The sequence below is a fragment of the Fibrobacter sp. UWB10 genome, assembly GCF_900182935.1.
Classification (GTDB): domain Bacteria; phylum Fibrobacterota; class Fibrobacteria; order Fibrobacterales; family Fibrobacteraceae; genus Fibrobacter; species Fibrobacter succinogenes_O.
On record NZ_FXUE01000004.1, the window covers coordinates 182,955 to 206,451 of the forward strand.

At 52.0% G+C, this 23,497-nt stretch carries 14 protein-coding genes; 11 read left to right on the top strand and 3 right to left on the bottom strand.

The genetic code is table 11. The features are described from left to right. Nucleotides 1–76 precede the first annotated feature (76 nt). The 3 genes from QOL41_RS11055 to QOL41_RS11065 all read left to right on the top strand — a co-directional run bounded on the left by QOL41_RS11055 (nt 77) and on the right by QOL41_RS11065 (nt 7,846). Nucleotides 77–2,140 (top strand): family 43 glycosylhydrolase, encoded by a 2,064-nt coding sequence (locus QOL41_RS11055; protein WP_283429804.1) that lies wholly within the window; start codon nt 77–79, stop codon nt 2,138–2,140. Between the two features lie 102 nt (nt 2,141–2,242). Continuing rightward, nucleotides 2,243–5,734: a beta-galactosidase, LacZ type gene (gene lacZ, locus QOL41_RS11060; RefSeq protein WP_283429805.1), complete on the top strand. Its 3,492-nt coding sequence runs from the start codon at nt 2,243–2,245 to the stop codon at nt 5,732–5,734. Between the two features lie 183 nt (nt 5,735–5,917). Further along, complete coding sequence (locus QOL41_RS11065) at nt 5,918–7,846, top strand: cellulase family glycosylhydrolase (protein ID WP_283429806.1); 1,929 nt, start codon at nt 5,918–5,920, stop codon at nt 7,844–7,846. Nucleotides 7,847–8,170: 324 nt separating this feature from the next. Here QOL41_RS11065 and QOL41_RS11070 read toward each other — a convergent pair whose 3' ends face one another. After that, nucleotides 8,171–9,697 (bottom strand): T9SS type A sorting domain-containing protein, encoded by a 1,527-nt coding sequence (locus QOL41_RS11070; protein ID WP_283429807.1) that lies wholly within the window; start codon nt 9,695–9,697, stop codon nt 8,171–8,173. A 264-nt stretch (nt 9,698–9,961) separates the two neighbouring features. Between QOL41_RS11070 and QOL41_RS11075 the strand changes: the two genes are divergently transcribed. From QOL41_RS11075 to QOL41_RS11085, 3 genes are all read left to right on the top strand, one after another. Continuing rightward, nucleotides 9,962–11,842, top strand: coding sequence for a cellulase family glycosylhydrolase (locus QOL41_RS11075; RefSeq protein WP_283429808.1), 1,881 nt, complete (start codon nt 9,962–9,964; stop codon nt 11,840–11,842). Between the two features lie 199 nt (nt 11,843–12,041). Further along, a complete protein-coding gene (locus QOL41_RS11080) occupies nt 12,042–13,898 on the top strand; it encodes an endo-1,4-beta-xylanase (protein WP_283429809.1) in 1,857 nt (618 codons plus the stop codon). A gap of 191 nt (nt 13,899–14,089) precedes the next feature. Then, on the top strand, nt 14,090–15,865 hold the full coding sequence (locus QOL41_RS11085) for an endo-1,4-beta-xylanase (protein ID WP_283429810.1): 1,776 nt from the start codon (nt 14,090–14,092) through the stop codon (nt 15,863–15,865). A gap of 139 nt (nt 15,866–16,004) precedes the next feature. Here the strand turns inward: QOL41_RS11085 and QOL41_RS11090 are convergent, their stop codons facing one another. After that, nucleotides 16,005–16,424: a hypothetical protein gene (locus QOL41_RS11090; protein WP_173654773.1), complete on the bottom strand. Its 420-nt coding sequence runs from the start codon at nt 16,422–16,424 to the stop codon at nt 16,005–16,007. A 393-nt stretch (nt 16,425–16,817) separates the two neighbouring features. On the opposite strand from QOL41_RS11090, the gene rplM reads away from it, so the two are divergent. Together rplM and rpsI are read left to right on the top strand one after the other, a co-directional pair. Beyond that, the gene (rplM, locus tag QOL41_RS11095) at nt 16,818–17,246 is read left to right on the top strand and encodes a 50S ribosomal protein L13 (protein WP_283429811.1); all 429 of its coding nucleotides are present in this window, start codon (nt 16,818–16,820) and stop codon (nt 17,244–17,246) included. A 17-nt stretch (nt 17,247–17,263) separates the two neighbouring features. Next, nucleotides 17,264–17,668, top strand: coding sequence for a 30S ribosomal protein S9 (gene rpsI, locus QOL41_RS11100; protein WP_173447304.1), 405 nt, complete (start codon nt 17,264–17,266; stop codon nt 17,666–17,668). A 121-nt stretch (nt 17,669–17,789) separates the two neighbouring features. Here the strand turns inward: rpsI and QOL41_RS11105 are convergent, their stop codons facing one another. Beyond that, complete coding sequence (locus QOL41_RS11105; RefSeq protein WP_283429812.1) at nt 17,790–18,545, bottom strand: flavodoxin family protein; 756 nt, start codon at nt 18,543–18,545, stop codon at nt 17,790–17,792. 214 nt (nt 18,546–18,759) lie between these two features. On the opposite strand from QOL41_RS11105, the gene rpsB reads away from it, so the two are divergent. The 3 genes from rpsB (at nt 18,760) to QOL41_RS11120 (ending at nt 23,493) form a co-directional block, all read left to right on the top strand. Beyond that, entirely contained in the window at nt 18,760–19,500 is a 741-nt protein-coding gene (gene rpsB, locus QOL41_RS11110; RefSeq protein ID WP_073319269.1) for a 30S ribosomal protein S2, read from the top strand. Nucleotide 19,501: 1 nt separating this feature from the next. Next, complete coding sequence (gene tsf / locus QOL41_RS11115) at nt 19,502–20,383, top strand: translation elongation factor Ts (RefSeq protein ID WP_072801121.1); 882 nt, start codon at nt 19,502–19,504, stop codon at nt 20,381–20,383. Between the two features lie 140 nt (nt 20,384–20,523). Beyond that, nucleotides 20,524–23,493 carry a hypothetical protein gene (locus QOL41_RS11120; RefSeq protein ID WP_283429813.1) on the top strand — a complete coding sequence of 990 codons (2,970 nt, stop codon included), beginning with the start codon at nt 20,524–20,526 and terminating at the stop codon, nt 23,491–23,493. Nucleotides 23,494–23,497 lie beyond the last annotated feature (4 nt).

The following is a 23,497-nucleotide window of genomic DNA, read 5'->3' on the forward strand; positions in this document are numbered from 1 at the left end:
TTTGGCCTTTTTTGGGGCTAATTTTAGAGGGGTGAGTAAAGAAAATCGCTCCAGTGGGGGCGTAAAGGGATGAATTATGATGTTTGTGAAGAACATTAAGGCGGCTGTCGCCTTGGTTGGTTTCGGGCTTTGCACGCAGGCCATGGCCGAAAACCCGCTTATCCAGACTTATTATTCTCCGGACCCGGCGCCTGTCGTGTTCGGCGATACGCTTTGCACCTATTCCGGCAACGACGAGGGCGGTAGCTTTTTTACGATGCACGGCTGGCGCGTATCGTGCACCACGGATATGGTGAACTGGACCGACATGAACACCCTCATTTTGGAAGCGGGTGACTTCAACGGTTCTGCCAAGAAAAACGGCGACTGGGCATCTCAATGTATTCGCCGCAATGACAAGTACTATTATTACGTGACTGTGGAATCCACCCGCGGCGGCCGCGCCGTCAACGTGGCCGTGTCTGACAAGAAGGAAGGCCCCTTCAAGGATGCACTGAACGGCAAGCACCTGGCGGGCCCCAACTGGGACTACATCGACCCTACCGTATTTATTGACGACGATGGCCAGGCATGGCTTTACTGGGGTAACCCCAAGCTTTATTACTGCCCCCTCAAGGAGAACATGATTGAATGCGCAAGCGACATCAAGGTCTCCGACATGAGCACCTTTAACGGCAAGTATACCGAAGGCCCGTGGATCCACAAGCGCGGAAAAAAATATTACATGATTTACGCCGCCGGTGGCATTCCCGAATCCATTGACTATTCCTGGAGTGATTCCCCGACGGGTCCTTGGACCTACAAGGGCGTCATTATGCCGAAAAGCGAACCGGGTGCCGCGTTCACCGTCCACTCCGGCATTGTCGACTTCAAGGGCCGCAGCTTCTTCTTCTATCACAACCAGAAGAACGTGAAGGGTGGCGGCTACAGCCGTTCTACCGCTATCGAAGAATTCACCTGGAATGCCGACGGTACCATTCCCACGATCCGCGCTACCAACAATGGCGTCGTGAAGCCCATCAAGAACCTTGACCCGTTCGTGCGCGTGGAAGCCGAAACCAAGTCCTGGGTGGGCGGCATGACAGTCAATACGTCGGGCGGCTACACCATCATCGAACATGTGAAGGCTCAAAACGGTGCGGTTTACCTGACCAATATGGGTAACAGCTTCTATACCAAGGTACGCTCTGTTGACATGGGCGACGGTGCCGACCGCATTATCGTTTGCACCAGGGGTAACGGCGGTAAGCTGGAACTCCATGCCGGCTCCGAAAACGGTGCGCTCCTTGCTACAATGAATATTCCGTCTAGTTCTGCCTGGCAAGAAAATTCGTTCGACTTGACTGATGCCGCAGGCGTCGATGACTTGTTCTTCGTGGTAAAGCAGGGCGGGTTCGATTTTGACTACTGGTACATGGAAAGCGAAAAGACCGCTGTGCCGCAGACTCCTTACAAGGAAGTGGCTGCAAAGATTCCGGGCAAGATCGAAGCCGAAAATTACGACGTGGGCGGCCACAATAAGGCCTTCTACGACAACGACCGCGAAAACCAGGGCAAGGCCTACCGCGAAGACGAAGTCGACGTCGTAGACATTAGCGATTCCAAGTGTGGCGACGCCGCATGCTCGGGCTATGCTATCGGTTACACGAACGATGGCGAATGGGTGGAATATACCATCAATGTCACGGCGGATGCCAAGTACGACATTACGGCGAATGTGGCGACCGCCTTCGAAACTTCTGCAATGCAGCTGTTCATTGACGACAAGGAAATCACGGAATCGGTTGTTGCCCCGAAGGTCGACAGCGTATGGACTACGTACAAGGTGATAGACGTGGGTTCCGTGGATCTCAAGAAGGGCGAACATGTGCTCAAGCTCTTGATTACCGGCGGTTATTTGAATGTCGACTGGATTCAGTTCACTGATCCGAATGCAACGACGATTGCCCGCGAAGTGCGCTTGGCTCCTCAGGCCAATGTTTCGTACAATGTGTTTGGGGCAACGGGTAAGTTCCTTGGCCGCGTCGATAACGTGGGTGCCAACCTTACTCAAACCCTTAAGAATGCTGGCTTCGCAAACGGTGTGTACATTATGCGTGCCGTGGGCCTGAACAAGACCCTCCGCGTACAAGTCCGTTAGCCCCTTTGATAAAATGTCAACAGAAATTGTGTAAACAGCGTGTAAATACCCCTTAAAAAGGGGTATTTTTTTATTGGTGTGGATTTTAAAGTGAGGTTTCTTATGAAAAGCTTCTTGGTTTCGTCTGCTGTTACGTGCGCAGCTCTTTGCGCTACGTTGGCATCCACTACAAATGCTCAGCCTAACGATGAATGGAACGGCAAGCCGCGTGTTTTCGCGGTAAACGTGCTTACTCCGCACGTGACTTCTATGCCGTACACCACCGTCAAAGAAGCTGTCAAGGGCGACCGTCATGCGTCTGAATGGTACCAGACGCTTTCGGGCAAATGGAAATTCTTCCATGTCGAAAAGCCCGCCCAGCGCAATAACGATTTCTACAAAGACAACTACGATGTGTCCGGCTGGAACGAAATTCCGGTGCCGTCGTCTTGGCAACTGTTTGGTTACGACCACCCGATTTACACCAACGTGGTTTACCCGTGGGCGCAGACCCATAACGTGTCTGCACCTGCAGCCCCCACCAATTTTAATCCGGTGGGTCATTACCGCCGTAACTTCACCGTTCCCGAAAAGTGGAGCGGCAAACGCATTCGCCTGCACTTTGAAGGTGTTGAATCCGCCTACTACGTTTGGGTGAACGGCAACTACGTAGGCTACGCCGAAGACTCCTTCACGGGTCACGAATTCGATATCAACAAGTATCTGCGCAAGGGCGAAAACAACATCTCTGTTCAGGTGTTCCGCTGGTGCGACGGCTCTTGGCTCGAAGACCAGGACTTTATCCGCCTCGCCGGTATCATGCGCGACGTGTACATTTACGCCGTTCCCGAAGTGCATATTCAGGACTTCCAGATCGACGCCACTCTTGCTAGCAACTACAAAGATGGTATCTTGAAGACCAGAACCTGGATTTACAACTCCACGGGTTCTGCCTCTGGCGACTACACTGTAGAACTTTCTCTCTACAACGAAAATGGAACCGAAGTCATTGCTCCTGTGTCCAAGTCGGTTTCGGGCATTGGCTCGAACGGTGGCCAAAAGGATATCTACTTCGAAATCCCGTATACCGCGCCCAAGCTGTGGTCTGCAGAAACTCCGAACCTGTATACGGCGGTGCTCGCCCTCAAGGATAGCAAGGGCAACATCGTGCAGGTCGAAAGCAACAAGATCGGTTTCCGCAAGATTGAAATCAAGAAGGATAATGGTGCTCCGCGCTTGTATGTGAACGGCATGCCTATCAAGTTCCATGGTGTTGACCGCCATGAACTCGACCCGGATAACGGCCGCGCGGTTACATACGACCGCATGGAAAAAGACGTGATTCTCATGAAGCGCTTTAACATTAACGCGCTGCGTATGTCGCACTATCCGAATAACCCCTACATGTACGATCTTTGCGACAAGTACGGTATTTACGTGATTGACGAAGCAAACGTCGAAAGTCATGGTGCAAACAGCAGCTTGCCCAAGAACAGCGACGACTGGCGCGCTCCGGCTGTGGACCGCATGAACACCATGGTGCAGCGCGACAAGAACCACCCGAGTATTATCTTGTGGTCATTGGGTAACGAAGCCGGTAACGGTAACGTGTTCGCCTCTGAACGCGAACGTGCCCACCAGATTGACTCTACCCGCTTTGTGCATTACGAAGGCGACTGGAACAACGCCGATGTGAACAGCTGGATGTACTTTGGCCCCGACGCCGTGCGTAGCTACAACGACGCCAACAAGCCAATTATGCTTTGCGAATACGAACACGCCATGGGTAACTCCGTGGGCGACTTGCAAGAATACATGGACGCCTTCTACGCTAACCCGCGCAGCTTCGGTGGCTTTATTTGGGACTTCATTGACCAGGGACTCCGCCACAAGGGTACGCCGTACTTTGAATTCGGCGGCATGTGGGGTGACTGGCAGAACGACGACAACTTCTGCGCGAACGGCCTCGTATTCCCCGATCGCGCCTTGCAGCCCGAAATTTGGGAAGTCAAGTATCAGTACGCTCAGGTCCGCGTCAAGAACGTCGACGCCGCCAAGGGCAAGATTCAGATTGAAAGCCGCTACCTCTACAAGAACCTGGGAGATTTCCTCGATGGCTACTGGTCTATCAAGGAAAACGGCAAGGTCATCAAGGAGGGCAAGCTGAACGGTTCGCAGATGAACGTTGGCCCGAACGAAAAGAAAGAAATCACGATTGACATGCCGAAAATCGAAACCACAGTTGGTGCCGAGTACTTCTTGGATCTCGATTTCCGCCTCAAGAACGATGAACTCTGGGCTAAGGCCGGCTATAGCATTGCCCACGAACAGTTCGGCATCGATTTGGGCCAGCTCTGGTCTACTGAAATCGATATCAGCACCTTGCCGACTTACAAGGTGAACAAGGCGAACGGTCTCGAAATCGAGGGCAAAGATTTCAAGATCCGCTTCGACGAAAAGAACGGCACGCTTGCAAGCTACGTGCTCGGTAACGATACCATTATCAAGAACGGCGGCATTCCGAACTTCTGGCGCGCCCCGATTGACAACGACAAGGGCTTCAACATGGAAAAGGGGCATGGCGAATGGCGCAAGGCAAGCCTGAAGCGCAACGTGACCTCCGAAGTCAAGGAAGTGTCTCAGCAAGAAACCCAGGTGACCTTCAACTTCAGCTTCCCCGATGTGGGCAGCACCAAGATGAAGATGACTTACTACGTGTACGGTAGCGGCGATATCGTGGTCAGCTACACGCTTAACCCCGATGGTTCCAAGAGCTACTTGCCGAACGTGGGTACAATCTTTACCGTGCCGGGTGGCTACGAAAAGGTCCGCTGGTTTGGTCGCGGCCCCGACGAAAACTACATGGGCCGTAACCGCGGAAGCTTCATGGGCCTCTATTCGACGCTCGCCGATTCTATGACAATCAAGTACATGGAAATCGGCGAAACCGGCCAGCGCACCGACGTCAAGTGGGCAACGCTCACCAACAACGACGGCAAGGGCCTGATGATTGTGGGTAACCCGCGCATGGAATTCAGCGCCCAGCATTACACTCCGGAACAGCTTTCCGATACAAAGCTTCCGTGGGAACTCAAGCGCAACAAGGACATTACGCTCCGCGTAGACTTGCACCAGATGGGCGTTGGCGGTATCAATTCCTGGGGTGCCCAGCCGCTCGATGCGTACCTGCTCAAGGCGAACCGCGAATACTCCCATACCTTCCGCCTGGCTCCGATCCGCCAAAAGTTGAACGACCCGACCGAATACTCGCTGCTCGGATTCCGCAACTTCGGCTGGAACAAGGAAATCGCCCCGGCTAAGTACGGCGAAACTGAAATCAAGAAGATTTACGAAAACCAGCCGGAAAAGGATATCACGGAAGGTGCTAATCCGAACACTGAAGGTTTGACCCCGATTCTGCCGAATAGCGTGAAAATGGCAAATAATGCCGTCCGCGACTACAGCGTATTTGACATGCAGGGTCGACTTGTTACTAAATTTACGACAGTTGGTATCGAAGATTTGCAGGCCAAGACAAAGGCCGCGGTCAAGCGCTCAGGTACATATTTGGTCAAGTCCAAGACCGGTACGGCTTACCGCATTAACGTGCGCTAACGCACAAACGAACCTCCACACCCCATGCAATGAACGCCCCGGTTTCGGCCGGGGCGTTTTACGGGCGGGTTTTGCTATTGAAATTTTTGCAAAAGTGTTTTTGTGAGGGGTATACAAAAATGGACTTTGGGGGTGTATCTTTAAATTGGTAAAAGTGTGCGCTTTGCACAAGGGATGGTAAATATGAACTTTAAAACGTTTTTCCCGCTATTTTTGTTGCCGGCGAGCGTTTTTGCCGCGGTAAACTTGAACGTAAGCCTGGGCGACAGCATTAAGCCGGTGACACACGTGGCGACCGGTTCGCTTTATGGCTTGACCGAGACGCTCCCGAGCAATATCGAAAAAGATGTGGCACCTCTCAAACCGAACGTGTTCCTTTCGCCGGCGCGTAGCGGTAGCGGTCGCCAGCAGCCTATCGGTGGCGCGTTCCTTGTGGCTCCGCGTGTCGAAAGCATCGGTGCCAAAATCCAGATTCGCTTGGCCGACGTTTTGCCGGGCTGGCCGTACAAGTTCCAGAATATGGACCACTGGAAAAACGAAGTGAAGTCCGTCATTAACGACAAGCTCAAATCGAACAACAAGAATTTTGACGGTTACGAAATTTGGAACGAACCGAACGATACCTGGAAATCAAGCATTGACTTCAATTCCGGTCTCTGGAAACAGACTTACGATTTGATCCGCCAGATGGACCCCGGTGCCAAAATCATTGGCCCGTCGTACTCCTTCTATCATGGTTCCAAGATGGAAGAATTCGTGAAGTACTGTTCGCAGAACAACTGCATGCCCGACGTGGTCAGCTGGCACCAGTGGGGTAGCGGTGGCTTCGTGGGTTCTGTCGAAACTTACCGTAACCTCGAAAAGAAATACAACGTCAAGCCGCGCCCGCTGAGCATCAACGAATATTCTTCGACCGAACACAGCGAAGAAGGTTGCCCGGGCTTGTCTATTCCCTTTATCGCTAAATTCGAACGTCACGGTGTCGAAAGCGCCATGATTTCTTGGTGGTTCGTACCGCTTCCGGGTCGCTTGGGTAGCCTGCTCACCAAGGATAACGAACGCGGTGGCGGCTGGTGGCTGTACAAGTGGTATGGCGACATGAGCGGCTATATGGCAAAGGTTGTACCCCCCAACGACAAGAGCGATGGCGTCGACGGCTTTGCTGCTCTCGACAAGAAGAAAGGCTTTGCAAGCATTGTGCTCGGCGGTAACACCAAGGGCGATGTGAATGTGAATATTTCGGGCATTCCTTCGGCATTCGGCAACAAGGTGAATGTGACGGTGGAATACGTGGTTTGGGAAAACAAGGACAAGGCCGTACCCTCGACGAATCTGGTGTCCGACAAGGAATACGACGTGAGCGACGGCAAGATTACGGTGCCGGTGAATATCACGAATACCAAGTATGGCTATCGCGTGTACATTACACCGATCATTCCTCAGGCGCCTTATAAGGATGTCGCCGCCGCAATCCCGGGCAAGATTGAAGTCGAAAACTACGACGTCGGCGGTTCGGGCAAGGCCTACTCCGACAAGGACGACGACAACAAGGGCGGAGAATACCGCGACGATGCAGTCGATATCGTTAAAGCAGGCAATGGCTACGCTATCGGTTACACGCAAGAAGGCGAATGGCTCGAATACACGGTGAAGGTTGCCAAGTCGGGCGAATACAATCTTAACGCAAGCTACGCCACATCGTCTGAAAATGTAGGCTTCAAACTCTATGTCGACGGTAATGCGGTTACAGATAACATAATCGTGCCGCAAGGTGCCGACTGGGAAACCTATTCGACATACGAAGCAGGCAAAGTGAACCTTACCGAAGGCGAACACGTGCTCAAGCTCGAAATCGTGGGTAACTACGTGAACCTCGACTGGCTCGAATTCGTGGACCCGTCGCAAACCACGCGTATCGCAGGCACTCCGGCATTGCAGCGCATGAATGCAAGCTACGACGTATTCAGTGCAACAGGCAAGTTCCTTGGTCGTATTGACCGCGGCGCTACCGCTACCGAATCGCTCACGGCTTCGCTCAAGAATGCAGGCTACGCAAACGGCGTCTACATCATCCGCACCTCCGGCAAGACCCACCGCGTAACCGTGCGCTAAGTGCCGCCTAGAACGCTTAATGACTCCATGCAACCTAAGGAACCCCCCGCGTAAGCGAGGGGTTTCTTTTATGCATACGGACGATGGCTAATCCTTTTGGAGTGCTCAAACGTCATTGGTCGCTTTAATTAAGCGCCGAGTAGAGGCGGCAAGCAAAAGCTTGCCGTCGAGACGAAGGACAGCCGATGGCTGATTAACCTTTTGGAGTGCTCATACCCCATCGGCTGTTTATATAAAAAGAATCCCTCGCCTAGGCGAGAGATTCTTTGGTTGGTTTTTAGGAGGTATTCTTAGGAGTACTAAGATTCGTTTGTGAGAGAGAACTTACTTCACGAAGCTTGCCGGGAGCGTGAACTGCTTCAGGAACGGCCAGCCGATGCTTGCGTCACCGTAGTCGTGGCCACCGCCCTGCTTGGTGCAGAGAACAACCTTCGTGCCATCCTGGCAGTTGGAGTATTCGTCGCAACCATTGGCGTTCTTGGTCGGAGCGCCGGTACAGCCGTTCTTTTCAGCCCAGAACTTGAAGGTGCCTTCGGCGCCCAAGAAGTTCAGACCGTCATTGAATCCGCTATCGCCACCCTGATATTTGCAGACAGGGTCATTTGTACCGCGGAAGTTGATGACAGAAATCGGACGAGACATCTTGCACTGTGCACTGTTGGTCTTGTTCAAGTCCATAGCTGCCGGAGCGACAGCTGCAAAGACGTCGGACATCATACAGGCCACGTGGTTACTCATACCGCCACCCATCGAGAAACCGGTTGCGTAAATACGCTGCGGGTCGATACAGGCGATTTCTTTGAGTTTGTCGATCATTGCGTAAGAGAACTTGACGTCGTCGTCGTTGGAACAGCAGGGGCCGACGTTCCAGCCGTTACCCATTCCACCCGGTTTGCTGGTGCCGTCCGGGTAAAGCGTGATTACGCCTTCGGGGTCAGTCTTGGCCTTGTACGGAGAACTTCCGAATTCGCCATTGCCGGAACCGCCAATCGGGTGGTAGTCAATAACGAGCGGTACGGGCTTGTCGCCCTTGTAGGCACTCGGAATGTGCATAATAAAGGTGCGCTGCTTGCCATCGACGGTCACGGACATGTTTTGCTTGTCTCCGACCTTTGCAGTCTTGCCAGAGCAATCGACTACGATAGGTCCGTCGTTGCCGGCACTGCTGGAAGACTTCGGCGGTTCGACCTGTTGAGAGCTAGAAGATTTCGGCGGTTCAATAGCTTCAGAGCTGGAAGAAGCGTCGGCAGAGGGCCTTACCATTTCGATGGTCACGCCGGTCTCGGTTTCGCTCTGCATTTGGTAGACAAAGTTGGCATAACCATCCAGCGCGAACTGGAGCATCGGCAACAGGTCGCCTTCTTTCTTGAGAGCCTTGACTGCACCCTTGTCGGTCAACATAAAGGTGCTGTTGCGGTTGTCTGCACTGACGCGGATGAACTTCGCGCCTTTTGCAAGCTTGCCCAAGTCGAGGGAGACGATTCCCTGGACGTTTTCGATGTTGTTCTTCTTGAGAACCTTGCCAAGGGAGTTGATCACGGACACGCTGAGAGAACGTGCGTCCGCGTTATAAATGGTGAGCATGTTGCCTTCCATGTGGAGGGCGACATTTGCGGTGTAGGCGTTGGCGACAATGCCCGTGTTGTCATCGCTGCTGAGGCGGAATGTGCCATCTTCGGCGCTAGTGGTTTCATAGCCGCCGAAGTTGAATGTGTTGATTTTTACACCGCCGAGCAAACGGCCGGAAACCTTGGATTTGACCACGCCGTCAATGCTCCAGGCAAAAGCCTGGCTGCTGAACAAGCCGAACAGTGCCAGGCTAGCGATACTTGCGAATTTGGGGTTACGCATAAATACTCCTTTTTTATGATACCCTTTTGTTTTCACTCCATAATAAATTTACACATTTATTGCCGAAATGCAATATATTTTGCGTAAAGTTTGCGAAACCACGGATAAATCTTACACATTTCCGTGTAAAAAGCGTTTTGTGGGGTAGGGGGTGTTGGTGTGTATGGATTTGTTGTCCATGCAATCTTTCCTTTAATGTGGAGAAAATCCCGTTTTGTAAAGTACCTTTAACTTAGGTGTTTACGTTTTTAAAGGATGTTGGTTATGAAAAGACTTTCCCTTTCTCTTGCTATTGCAGCCATTGCAGGCTTTGCGACCGTTGCTAACGCAGCCATGGCCGATGGCGGTGCAAAATTCCTGGGCAATATTACTACGGGCGGCCAAATTCGTAGCGACTTTGCCCAATACTGGAACCAGATTACTCCCGAAAACGGCTGTAAGTGGGGCTCTATCCATTCCCTTTCTAACGGCAACAGCGGTACAAGCAAGTTTGCCTGGGACAACTTCGACAAGTGCGAAAGCGCCTACAAGTGGGCCAAGGAAAAACCGGGCGAACGCCACTTCAAGTTCCATGCTCTCGTTTGGGGCTCCCAGTACCCGAACTTCCTCTGCAAAAAGAAAAATCCGGGCATTACCGTAGAACTCACCAAGCAGTACATTACCGAATGGTTCGATGCCGTTGCGGCTAAGTTCCCGGACCTCGAATACATCGACGTGGTGAACGAAGCCATTTGGGCGGGTAACAACTACCACTCCGGTTACGGCAAGCCTGCTGCAGGTGCCGAAGGCCACAGCACCGACGATACCGAATGCGGCGGCTCCTACATTATCGAAGCCCTCGGCGGTGACCGCGTTGTAAATGGCAAGCACCAGTACGACTTTATCACCACCGCTTTCAAGATGGCCCGCGAACGCTGGCCAAAAGCTGTGCTCATCTATAACGATTACAATACGCTTTCCTGGCAGATCAACGAAGGTATCGAACTCATCCAGACTATTGTCAAGAACGGCGCTCCGGTGGATGCTTACGGCCAGCAGGCTCACGACTGTAAGGGCATGAGCAAGAACGATTTCGAAAGCAAGATGACTCGAATCCATAACGAGACGGGCCTCCCGCTCCTGGTTTCGGAATACGATATCGGCGAAGCCGACGATACCAAGCAGAAAAACGATTACGCAAACCAGATTCCGTTTATGTGGGAAACTCCCTGGGTCGCGGGCATTACCATCTGGGGCTATATCAACGGCTCTACTTGGGTTGCAAACACCGGCCTTATCGAAAAGGATGGCCGCAAGCGCGCTTCCATGAACTGGCTCGAAGAATATTTTGCAAACAACTTAAGCAAGGGCAAGAACGATGTGACCTTCACGCCGATTGAGCCCGAACCGCAGCTTCCGTTCAAGGGAGAACCGATTGCCATTCCGGGTAAAGTCGAAGCCGAAGATTTCGATATCCCGGGCAAGGGCGTCAACGAAGACGGCACGAGCAACCAGTCCTATAGCGATGATTCCGAAAATCACGGCGATAGCGATTACCGCAAGGACACCGGTGTCGACCTTTACAAGAAGGCGACTGGCGTGATTGTGGGCTACAACAGCGAAGGCGACTGGCTCGAATGGACCGTGAACGTGGGTGATGCAGGTGACTACACGATGTTTGCCGCCGTCGCTGCCGCAGGTTCTACTTCCAGCTTCCAGCTCTCCCTCGATGGCAAGGCGCTCACTGACGTGATTGCGGTTCCTGCCGCCAAGGAAGGCGAAGAAAATTACGACGACTACAACAAGGTCAAGGCCAACGTGACCCTCCCGGCAGGCAAGCACATTCTCCGCATGGACGTAACGGGCGCCTGGTTCGACGTAGACTACTTCACCTTCGTGAAGGGCAAGGACGCGACTGACCCCGAACCGATCGAAAATCCGGGCCAGGAAACCTCTATTGGCAAGAACCTTGAACTCACGAACAACAAACTTCAAGATTACTACGTGTTCGACATGCAGGGCGTGCGCATGGGCGTGCTTTCGGCCTATGGTTTCGATGCCGCCAAGGAAATTCTCCAGAATTCCGGCGCCGTCAAGACTTCTGGCGTGTACTACCTGCGCAGCCGTAGCACCGGCAAGATGCAGTCCGTACGCATCACGAAATAAGACCGATTTTTCCATCTCTCTCTTAGACACATAGACCGAACAACGGGCCTCGGGGCGAATGCTGCGGGGCTCGTTTCTTGCTCTTTACATTATTATGGATATTTTATCAATGGAAATCCTTGAAGACCGTGAGCGATTCCGCCTTTGCCGAGATAATTTTATAGGAGCATGGTGTAACTTTAAAAAAGGATGTGGTTTCATGAAACAGAAACTTTCTTTCTCTGCTTTGGCGGTCGCACTTTCTTGTGCCGTTCCGTCGTTCGCTGGCCCCGGCCTTGCCGATGGCGCAGCCAAGTTCGTTGGTAACATTACTCAGAGTAATAGTGTCGGCTCAGACTTTACTGCGCTCTGGAACCAGGCTACGGCTGAAAACGGCTGTAAGTGGGGCTCCGTCGAAGGTCAGCGCGGCAAGTACAACTGGGGCGCCTGCGATGCTGCCTATAACTGGGCAAAGCAGAATGGTGGTCACTTCAAGTTCCACGCTTTGGTGTGGGGCTCCCAGTATCCGAGCTGGCTCAATGGCCTTAGCACAGACGAAACCAAGAAGGCGATTACCGCCTGGTTCGATGCGGTCAAGCAGCATTACCCGGATCTCGAAATGATCGACGTGGTGAACGAAGCTATCCGCACGGGCAACAACAGCTATCATTCTCCTTACGGCAAGAACAACAACATCATTCCGGCACTCGGTGGCGATAACGGTGGCAATTACCAGTTCGTAACGACCGCCTTCAAGATGGCGCGCGAACGTTGGCCGAAGGCTATCCTCATTTATAACGACTATAACACGGTTCAGTGGAACAAGGACCAAGGTATTCAGCTTATCCAGACCATCAAGAAAAACGGTGCTCCGGTCGACGCATACGGCTTGCAGGCCCACGACATGATGAGCCAGGGCGGTGGCCAGGGCGGTACCGGTGGCGGCGGCGTCTGCTTGAACATCAATACGCTCAAGAGCATTACCAAGGAAATCTGGGACAAGACCCAGACCCCGATGTTCATCAGCGAATACGACATTGCAACTACCGACGACAATATCCAGAAGCAGTGCTACTCCGAACAGATTTCTCACTTCATGGAAAACGAACACATTGCCGGCATTACCATCTGGGGCTACATTTATGGTCGCACTTGGCTCGACTGTAACGGCACTGCGAGTGGCTGCTCCGGCATTGTCAAGAATGGCCAGGACCGCGCCGCTTTGAAGTGGATGAGGGAGTACCTCAAGAGCAACAAGGGCGTGAACACGACTGGCCTCAAGACGGGTGTGCTCACTCCGGTCGAACCTGTGCCGCGCAAGTTGTTCAAGGGTTCTGCATTCGACATCCCGGGCAAAATCGAAGCCGAAGACTTTGATATTTCCGGTGTCGGCGAAACCAATGGCGTGAGCAACGTTTCTTACAGCGAAAGCGATATCGAAAATCACGGCGACGTGAAGGATTACCGCAAGGACACGACGGGTGTCGACCTCTACAAGAAGGCGACCGGCATCATCGTGGGCTACAACAGCGAAGGCGATTGGCTCGAATACACCGTGAACGTAAAAGAAGCGGGCGACTACACCATGTTCGCAGCCGTGGCTGCCGCAGGTTCGACTTCCAGCTTCCAGCTTTCTCTCGACGGCAAGGAACTCACCAACGTGATTACTGTTCCTGCAGCAAAGTCCGGCGAAGAAAACTACGACGACTACAACAAGGTCAAGGCGAACGTGTCCCTCACGGCCGGCACGCATATCCTCCGCATGACGGTGACTGGCTCCTGGTTCGACATCGACTATTTCACCTTCGTGAAGGGTAAAGATGCTACCGACCCCGAACCGATTGAAATCGAAGATGATCCGATGTTTGTCCAGCCGAGCATCCAGATCGATGAAAACGGCCTGCAGGACTACTTTGTGTTCGATGCACACGGCGTGAACTTGGGCGTGCTCTCGGCCTACGGTTTCGAAGGCGCTGCCGAAATTCTCCAGAACACGGGCGACATCAAGGCTTCCGGTATCTACTACCTGCGTAACCGCTGGACCGGAAAAATGCAGTCTGTGAGAATTTCTAGGTAAATTTCAAAACTCAATACACCAAACAACGGGCCCCGAGGCGAGTGCTTCGGGGCTTGTTTTTATTACAAAAATGTTACGCTATGGACATTTTGTCCATGGCAATTTCGCTTTTTAGGGTAAAATAGGGCGTTTTGCGGGATATATTTATAATGGTTTTTGGGATGAAAAACCATCAAAAAGGATGTGTGGATATGAAAAAGATAATCTCTACAGCAACGAAAGTTGCTGCTGTTGCTCTCGCAGCGTCAACTTTCTCTTTTGCCGGTCCGGGCTTGGCTGATGGTGCAGCCAAATTCGTCGGTAACATTACCACTAACGGCCAGGTCCGTAGCGACTTTACGTCTCTCTGGAACCAGATTACCGCTGAAAACGAATGTAAGTGGGCTTCTATCGAAGGTACCCGCGGTCGTTACAACTGGTCTGGTTGCGACGCTGCCTATAACTGGGCAAAGAACAACGGTGGCCACTTCAAGTTCCACGCCCTGGTGTGGGGCTCCCAGTATCCGAACTGGTTGAACGGCCTTAGCGCAGCCGACACCAAGACGGCAATCACGAACTGGATGGATGCCGTCAAGCAGCATTACCCCGAACTCGAAATGATCGACGTGGTGAACGAAGCTATTAAGTCGGGTGGCAGCTACCACTCTGGCTACGGCAAGAACAACAATATCATCGCGGCTCTCGGTGGCGATAACGGCAACTACGAATTCGTGGCTGAAGCCTTCAGAATGGCCCGTAAGCGTTGGCCGAACGCTATCTTGATCTATAACGACTACAATACCGTTCAGTGGCAGAAGAACGAAGGTATCGACCTTATCAATAAGCTGAAAAAGGCTGGCGCTCCGGTTGACGCCTATGGCTTGCAGGCTCACGATATGCAGGTTTCCGGTGGTCAGCAAGGTGGCCAAGGCGGTGGCGGTTCCTGCTTGAACATCAATACGCTCAAGAGCGCTATTGAAGAAATCTGGAACAAGACCCAGATGCCGATGTTCATCTCTGAATACGATATCGCTTCTAACGACGATAACGACCAGAAGAACTGCTACTCTCAGCAGATCTCCTACTTCATGGAAAATGAACACATTGCCGGTATCACCCTCTGGGGTTACATCTACGGTTCTACTTGGACCTCTGGCGGTAACTCCGGTATTATCAGGAACGGCCAGGACCGTCCGGCCATGACTTGGTTGAAGGATTACCTCTCCAAGAACAAGGGCGTGAACACGACGGGCCTTCCTACGGGCGAAATCACTCCGGTGGAACCTGAACCGCAGACTCCGTTCAAGGGTGAAGCTCTCGCTGTCCCGGGCAAGATCGAAGTCGAAGACTTCGACATTCCGGGCAAGGGCAAGAACGAAGACGGCACGAGCAACGCTTCTTATGCCGACGATGGCGAAAACCACGGTGATTCCGACTACCGCAAGGATACCGGTGCCGACCTTTACAAGAAGGGTACGGGCATTGCTCTCGGCTACAACAATACCGGTGACTGGTACGAATACACCATCAACGTTGCCGAAGCAGGCGAATACACCGCTGTAGCTTCTGTCGCAACCGAAGGTACTGGCGCATTCACGCTCTCCCTCGACGGCAAGGCTCTCGCCGACTTCGAAGTCACGGGAACTAGCTACGACGAATTCTCCAACGTGAGCAAGAAGGTGACTCTCCCGGCCGGCAAGCATATCCTCCGCATGGAAGTGACTCAGGAATACTTCGACATCGACTACATCGAATTCACGAAGGGTGACATTACTGCAATCGCCCAGAAGGTGGAACTCGACAACAACTCTCGTCAGGACTACCACGTGTTCGACCAGAACGGTGTCCACATGGGTGTGCTCACTGCCTACGGTTTCGACGCTGCTAAGGAAATCCTCCAGAGCTCCAGCGCTGTGAAGGCCTCCGGTATCTACTACCTGCGCAGCCGCACCACTGGCAAGATGCAGTCTGTAAGAGTTATTCGCTAATCTTTAGAAACTCAATACACCAAACAACGGGCCCCGAAGCGAATGCTTCGGGACTTGTTTTTTATTCAGGGGATTTTTGTGCAAACGAAAAAGCACCAGTGAAACTGGTGCTTTTCGAAATTCGATTTGAATTTACCGATTAGCGATCGTGAATGTCGATGCAGTCGCGGATGTCGCGGGCAGCGAACATACGGCCACGGCGCGGGTCGAGGCAGTCAACGCGATCCGGGCGGTTGCGACGGAAGTCAACAGTCATCCAACGGGTACCATCGTTGCAGTAGTAGTCGAAACGACCTTCTGCATCACCACGGTAGCAAGAACCTTCAACCATCGGACGGCGGTTGCGGTAGTCAACGCGGAAGTGGCGGTCACGCGGGCGGCAATCCGGCTTTTCAAAGCGGCATTGCAGGCGTTCACGCGGAGGAGGTGGCGGCGGAGGAGGAGGGTCGGCCGGTCTTTCCTTTTTCTTGCCATTGTCAACGTGAATCGTAAAGCCGGCCCATGCGCCGGAAGAAAGCATCAGCGTAGCTGCCAAGATTGCTAGAATGGGTTTCTTCATTCTTACTCCTTGAGAGAAATGCATTATATAGTTATGACCAAAATATAAGTTAATTAGTTCCAAAAAAGTGAGTGTGCTTGAAAAAAATATGGATAGGTTGAAAAAAATTACAGATAGTTTGCAAGCTTGTTTTGTGACGAGCGGTTGTCTTTAAGACTCGGGTGGTCGAGTGTAGTTTGTGTGCTTTTGAGGGCGAAAATGGGGTAATTTATAGCAAAACTATATTATAATTAATATAATTGATATAATCGATAGAATGAAAAATGCTTAAATGACGCGGATTTTTCGAAAAATAGTACTTTTTTGCCCTTGCAAAGCCCGGAAATTTCTTCTAAATTTAGCGCAGCATTTCACGGGGCGACTTTGCTCCGGAATAACTCAAAAAGGATTTACATGAAGACCATTACGGTAAACCCGAAGAACGTCGAACGCAAGTGGAAGCTTGTGGACGCCGCCGAAAAGCCTATGGGTCGCGTTGCCTCTGAAGTTGCAAAGCTCCTGATGGGCAAGCACAAGGCCATCTTCTCCCCGAACGTCGACACTGGCGACTTCGTGGTTGTGATCAACGCTGAAAAAGTTGCTGTTACCGGCAACAAGAACCTGCAGAAGCAGTACTTCCACCACACCGGTCACATTGCCGGTGAACGCTGGATCAACTTTGCCGACCTTCAGGCAAAGCACCCGACTGCACCGCTCGAAGCTGCCATTTGGGGCATGCTCCCGCACAGCGCTCTCGGTCACAAGATGATCAAGAAGCTCAAAATTTATGCCGGCGCCGAACATCCGCACGCTGCGCAGAAACCTGAAGTTGTAGAACTTTAAGAACGGAGGATACCTCTATCGCTACCGCAAAAAATAAGAAGATCTACCGCGGCACTGGCCGTCGCAAGAACGCCATCGCTGCTGTGATCCTGAAGCCGGGTTCCGGCAAGCGCACTATCAATGGTCGTGATTTCAAGGATTACTTCCATTCTGAAGTGCAGAACATGATTGCAAACCTCCCGTTCGCCATCCTCGGCAACGCGGAAGAATGGGACGTCGAAGTTACCGCTCGTGGCGGTGGCATCGCTGGCCAGATGGGCGCTGTCCGTCTCGGCATTGCCCGCGCACTGGTTGCTAACAACGCTGAAGACAAGCCGGCCCTCAAGAAGGAAGGCTTGATGACTCGCGACTCTCGTGCTGTTGAACGTAAGAAGTTCGGCCGCAAGAAGGCTCGTAAGCACTTCCAGTTCAGCAAGCGCTAATCTGCGAATTTGCTTTTACGGAAAACCCTGGCTCTCGCCAGGGTTTTCTTTTTATACGCTTGCTGCTAGCGTGTCATGCTGAGGAATCTCAGCATCGGCTCTTGGTTGTCTGATTAGTTTGTTAGAAATTATCCGGGCGGTCGAACATGTGCGTCACGAATTCAACGACCAGCGTCTCGTAGGCCTCGTCGCTGAAAATCGGCTTTTGCATCAGGTCGATCGCCTCTTGCGAAAGCTTGCCAGTTTTGGCAAGTTCTGCGCCGCCTTTCTTGTACTTTTCACGCAGCATGTTGAGGCGGCGCGGGCCCCCGCGGTGGTCGAGCGCTCGCATCTGCGGGCAGGCGATGAGCGTGTAGCCTTCGTGACCAAGAATGATGTCAAACTGCTTGCGGATCGGCTCGTACACAACGTCCAAATCCATCCAGGCGCAGCTCGAAAGCAGAATGATCTTCTGACCTTCTTTCTGGAACTGCAAGCCGTGCAAGTGCGAGTTCATGGCGGTGGCGCCTTCTTTAAGCTTCTGGCCCATGTAGGGGTGAACCATGCCCACGATGCGGTCCATGAGTACCTTCATCTGGCCCGGCACGCTAAACAGGTACAAAGGGAAACTCCAGATCACGATGTCGGAATTCGTGAGCTTTTCGCGAATCCAGGGCACATCGTCGTCCTTCATGAAGCAGCTGCCGTCTTCACGACCCCAGCAGCTTAAGCAACCGCGACAGGGCTTGATATTCAGACGGTCGATAAAAAGGTATTCCGACTCGTATTCGCCGCTTTCTTCTAGGCCTTCTACGAACGCCTTGGTCGGAATCAGGGTTCCGCTGCGTTCGTTTTTCGGGCTTGCAACCATCACGAGAATTTTCTTTTTATCTGCCATGGGCGCAAATTTAGTTAAAATTACGGATTTTTGCGCTTTACCTGCCTATGATTATTTTCTATATTATGCGCCGCTCGGGCAATTACGCTCGGGTAAAACCAATCACCGGCTTGCGAGAGTCGCTTCGGTGGCGAGGTCCACACCCCTAGGTTCGGGCATCGCTTCGCGGCTTAATTGCAGTCCGGGTAGTAACAACCGAAAAGGAAAATACATTATGGCAAATCTGCCTTCTGTCGAAGATCTGCTTGCTGCAGGCTCCCACTTTGGTCACCAGACTCAGCGCTGGAACCCGAAAATGAAACCCTACATCTTGGCTGAAAAGAACGGCATCTACGTTCTCAACCTCTCCAAGACTCGTGAACTCCTTGAAGAAGCTGCCAAGGCCGCTGCCAAGATTTCTGAATCTGGCAAGACCGTGCTCTTCGTTGGCACCAAGCCGACCGCTCGTCAGTGCGTGCTCGACGCTGCTGCTTCTTGCAACCAGTTCTCCGTGACCAACCGCTGGCTCGGTGGTATGCTCACGAACTTCCAGACCGTTCGTAAGTCCATCAAGAAGATTGACAAGATCGACGCTATGGAAGCTGATGGTACTTTCCAGGCTCTCTCCAAGAAGGAAGTCCTCGACAAGAACCGCGAACGCGAAAAGCTCCTTTCCGTGTTCGGTGGCATCCGTGAAATGGTGAACCTCCCGGGCCTCCTCGTCGTGACCGACCTCGCTCACGAAAAGATCGCCGTGGCTGAAGCTCGCCGCCTCCACATTCCTATCATCGGCATTTGCGACACGAACGTCGACCCGACTCTCGTGGACTATCCGATTCCGGCTAACGACGACGCCGTGAAGTCTCTCACGCTCATCGTCGACTACATCGCAGCTAACGTCCAGAAGCGTACTGCTGACAAGAAGGCCGACAAGGAAGAAGCTAAGAAGTTCGACAACGGCGAGGAAGAAAAGTAATATGCAGATTACCGCTTCCCTCGTTAACGAACTCCGTCAGAAGACTGGCGTGGGCATGATGCAGTGCAAGAAGGCCCTCACCGAAACTGACGGCGACATGGACAAGGCCGTTGAACTCCTCCGCAAGCAGGGTGCTGCTGTTGCCGCCAAGCGCGCCGACAAGGCCGCTAAGGAAGGCCGCATCTACCTCATCGAAACCGCTGACAAGGCTGCTGCTTTCGAACTCTCTTGCGAAACTGAACCGGTTTCCAACAACGACGACTTCGTCGCTCTCGCCAACATGGCTGTGAAGGCTGTCGAAACTCAGGCTATCGCCTCTGTCGAAGACCTCAAGAACGCTGTTGTCGACGGCAAGAAGATCAACGATGTGCTCCAGGACGTGCTCGTCAAGATCCAGGAAAACATCGACTTCCGCAAGTTCGCCGAAATGAAGAAGACTGCTAACTCCGTGTTTGGCGTTTACAGCCACATGAAGGGCAAGATCGGTGTGATCACCGAACTCGCTTACGAAGGCTCTGCCGACGAAGCTGCCCTCAAGGCTGCCGCTAAGGACATCGCTATGCAGGCCGCTGCATTCGCTCCGGTTGCATTGAACGATGCTGCAGTTCCGGCTGAAACGATCGAAAAGGAAAAGGAAATTGCCAAGGCTCAGATCGAAGCTTCTGGCAAGGCTCCGAAGCCTGAATTCCTGCAGCGCCAGATTGACGGCCGCGTCGCCAAGGTGCTCAAGGAAATCGTTCTCGAAGACCAGGAATTCTTCATGTCCGAAAAGAACCCGAAGAAGCTCTCTGTCAAGGACTATCTCCAGGAAGTCGTTGCCAAGCAGCTCGGTCTTTCCAGCTTGAAGGTCGTGAACTTCATCCGCTTCGAACGCGGTAACTAAGAGGTTTTGAGCTAGCGAGGTGTGAGGTCGTGCCTTCGGCACTCTGAGCATCGCCTAGTACAGGCTCTAAAATTTGGTCGCTCCCTTGCGGGGCGGCCAATTTTTTTTATTTTGTACAAGAGTTAAGAAAGGAGAACAAAATGCTGAAGAAGTATTTGTTTGGGATTTTAGTCAGCTGTAGTTTCGTTTTTGCCAAATTCGTTGATGTCATTCCGGTGGAACCTGCTCAAAAAGAGGGGTGCTACTCTATTTCCTCGTTAGAGGAACTTTATGGCTTTGCCGCGGTTGTCAACGGGACTCTCGAAGAAGGCCGTGCGGCAGAACCTTCCGCTTGTGGTCAGCTTGAAAAGGACATTCTGGTCAACGACACGACAACGGTTCATCGCACTTATAGGTGGGTCCAAAATCCTGAAACGCAGGAATACGAAAAGGAATACTACTTCTACATATACGATGAAAACCGTAAAGAAGTCGAAGTCGACACGAATGAAATCGAACATCACCACTGGACGCCGATTGGGGAATTCTCGGGAGCCTTCGATGGCCGAGGACACGTCATTAGGGCTTTGGAATATGCGGATAGCCTAGATACGGCGGCGTTTATTCGTACTACGGTCGGTTCCGATGCAGAACCTGTAAAGATTCAGAACTTGAAACTCCATTATTGGAAACTGGGCCCCCATATTGTGGGTGGTGGAATTGTCGCTGTCAATCGCGGGAATCTTTATTTTGAAAATTCTGTTGCTTTTGGCTCCATGTATGCTTATGCTGTTTCTGGCAGCTTTGTGGCGCAGAATGATGGAAACTTGATTCTGAAAAATATAGCTGCCGCCTCTGGCATTAGTGCTGGTTTAATAGCAGGGTTGGTTGTCGGTGTAAACAATGGCGAAGTGTCGATAGATAGTTTAGAGACATCGTATCCTGAAGGTATAGTTACGTATATGGCTCGCGCTGAAGGTGTAGATATTGCCGGTGGCGTGGTCGGCGCAAACGCTGATGGTGCGACCTTGAAAATATCGAATGCGAATATTGCTACATCCGTTACCGCAGAAAAACTTGCTGGAGGCCTTGTTGGGTATAACGGGATAGGTTCCGTAGCCTCTATTGAGGCTGCATCTTTTGACGAAGGCGATGCTTCTGCTCGGGTTGCCAGTTCTTTTGTTGGCAAGAATAAGGGAATCGTATCGATTCTGAATGCCTATTCGACCGCTTCAACGATGAAAGACAACGATACCGTGGGCGTGTTCGTCGCCTACAACGAGGATTCCGTTTCGCTTCGAAATGTCTACTGGATTTATGATGGTATATACGCTCGTCCGCAAGCAACGGAAAGGGATGTGTTTGTCGGAGTTTGTAGCGGTAAGGAATCCCTGCAAAATGGCTTTTATCTTAGCGATAAGGTTCTCTGGAAAAACGATAGCAGTTCCTGCATGGCGCGCTTGAACGCGCAGAATGCCGATGCGGATGCCTTTTTTGATGGTGTTGTCGCTATCGCGCTTAACCGCGGCAAAGATGGCGAAGTTTGGGGGCAGGACACGAGCTTGTACGACAACTACCCGAAGCTTGGCAGAAAATTAAATATCAAGCCCTTTAAGATTATGATGAAGGATACGCTCTATGTCGGTAACGATACAGTGCAGTATTCCTATGGAAGCAAGAAGAAACTGCCTGAACTGTTCCGGCACGGCTATGAGTTCTTGGGCTGGTATTATGAAGGCAAGGAAGATTCCCTTGTGTATGAGATCACCGAGAACGATTATGGACACAAGGTGCTGTATGCGAAATGGGACGGCCTGCCTACCTTGCCGGCAAAGGATTCTTTAGGCTGTTACTTGATATCGAGCGCAGGCGAACTTTATGGCTTTTACGAACTTGTTCCGCAGAATCAGAAAAAATGTGCCAAGCTGACAAAAGACATTGTTGTCAACAAGAATGTGCTCGATTCAGACGGTGACCGCGTTGATGAATATTTCCGAGACTGGTTTGGACTGCGTAGTTACACCGGTGTCTTTGATGGTCAGGGCCATACCATATCGGGCCTGTATATCGGGGCGCTTTTCGAAGAGGTCCGAGATGGCGATACGCTTGTTATCAAGAACCTTGGTTTCCGGGATTCCTACTTTATCGCGTACAACGCGGGCGCGTTTGTTTCTGAGAATCATGGGTACCTGACGATTGATAGTTGCTTTAATGCCTCTACGGTGCATAACAAAGTGTACTGGGCGGGTGGCTTTGTCGGTGAGTCCACCGGAGAATTGATTATCACCAATTCCCATAACGAGGGCCTTGTAGAACAAGGATCTGGTTTGGTGGGGACCATGGAAGGTCGCTTGATTATTGCCAACTCGTATAATTCGGGCTATTTAAAAGGTATTCATTCTATGAAGGGTACGGGAGGCCTTTTGGGGCAGAGTTACGGAAAGACCACGATTGTAAATTCGTACAACGTGGGACATGTGGAAGGTTGCTACAATGTTGGAGGCCTTATCGGCGAATCGAATAGGGAAACGACTATTTTGAATTCCTACAATGCAGGCAAGGTCGAAGGATGCTATGAGAAGTATTTCGGATTGGTGGGTGAAGATGTTTCGATATCGGGATCGCTTCCGGCCGGGTATTCCTTGGTAATGAAGAATGTCTATTATCCCGAAGGCTATATCGACGATAATGGCGGAATCCCCTTTACCGAAGAACAGCTCAAGAATGGTTATCTAGCGACCAAGCTCCATAAATACGTATGGCTCGATAGCGTTGCCAAAATCTATCCGAACGGGATTGACGGAAAAATCTGGGGCCAGAAGGTGGGGACTGATCCGTATCCGGTATTCTCCGGTGTATTGGATGGCGCGGTCGCGGTTCCGGACTCCGAATTTACGACCGCCTTGGATATGGATTGGATGGCTCGTTACGGAATGTCGCTCCAGGTGGTGTCAAGGAACGTTCGCGTGTCGGCGGCGCCTGTGGGTTCGGATTATGTAGCCTACGATATGCAAGGGCGCATTCTGCAGAAGGGCCGCGTTAAATCGGCTAACTTTGACATCGAGTTCCCGCGTGCCGGGCGGTATCTGTTGCGTATTGGCAATTGGACGGGCCGTGTCGATATAAGGTAGGGGA

What these genes read in the sequence shown, in the direction of transcription:
- QOL41_RS11055 (WP_283429804.1), top strand. Translation starts at nt 77, where the DNA reads ATGATGTTTGTGAAGAACATTAAGGCGGCTGTCGCCTTGGTTGGTTTC.
- lacZ (WP_283429805.1), top strand. Translation starts at nt 2,243, where the DNA reads ATGAAAAGCTTCTTGGTTTCGTCTGCTGTTACGTGCGCAGCTCTTTGC.
- QOL41_RS11065 (WP_283429806.1), top strand. Translation starts at nt 5,918, where the DNA reads ATGAACTTTAAAACGTTTTTCCCGCTATTTTTGTTGCCGGCGAGCGTT.
- QOL41_RS11070 (WP_283429807.1), bottom strand. Translation starts at nt 9,697, where the DNA reads ATGCGTAACCCCAAATTCGCAAGTATCGCTAGCCTGGCACTGTTCGGC.
- QOL41_RS11075 (WP_283429808.1), top strand. Translation starts at nt 9,962, where the DNA reads ATGAAAAGACTTTCCCTTTCTCTTGCTATTGCAGCCATTGCAGGCTTT.
- QOL41_RS11080 (WP_283429809.1), top strand. Translation starts at nt 12,042, where the DNA reads ATGAAACAGAAACTTTCTTTCTCTGCTTTGGCGGTCGCACTTTCTTGT.
- QOL41_RS11085 (WP_283429810.1), top strand. Translation starts at nt 14,090, where the DNA reads ATGAAAAAGATAATCTCTACAGCAACGAAAGTTGCTGCTGTTGCTCTC.
- QOL41_RS11090 (WP_173654773.1), bottom strand. Translation starts at nt 16,424, where the DNA reads ATGAAGAAACCCATTCTAGCAATCTTGGCAGCTACGCTGATGCTTTCT.
- rplM (WP_283429811.1), top strand. Translation starts at nt 16,818, where the DNA reads ATGAAGACCATTACGGTAAACCCGAAGAACGTCGAACGCAAGTGGAAG.
- QOL41_RS11105 (WP_283429812.1), bottom strand. Translation starts at nt 18,545, where the DNA reads ATGGCAGATAAAAAGAAAATTCTCGTGATGGTTGCAAGCCCGAAAAAC.
- rpsB (WP_073319269.1), top strand. Translation starts at nt 18,760, where the DNA reads ATGGCAAATCTGCCTTCTGTCGAAGATCTGCTTGCTGCAGGCTCCCAC.
- tsf (WP_072801121.1), top strand. Translation starts at nt 19,502, where the DNA reads ATGCAGATTACCGCTTCCCTCGTTAACGAACTCCGTCAGAAGACTGGC.
- QOL41_RS11120 (WP_283429813.1), top strand. Translation starts at nt 20,524, where the DNA reads ATGCTGAAGAAGTATTTGTTTGGGATTTTAGTCAGCTGTAGTTTCGTT.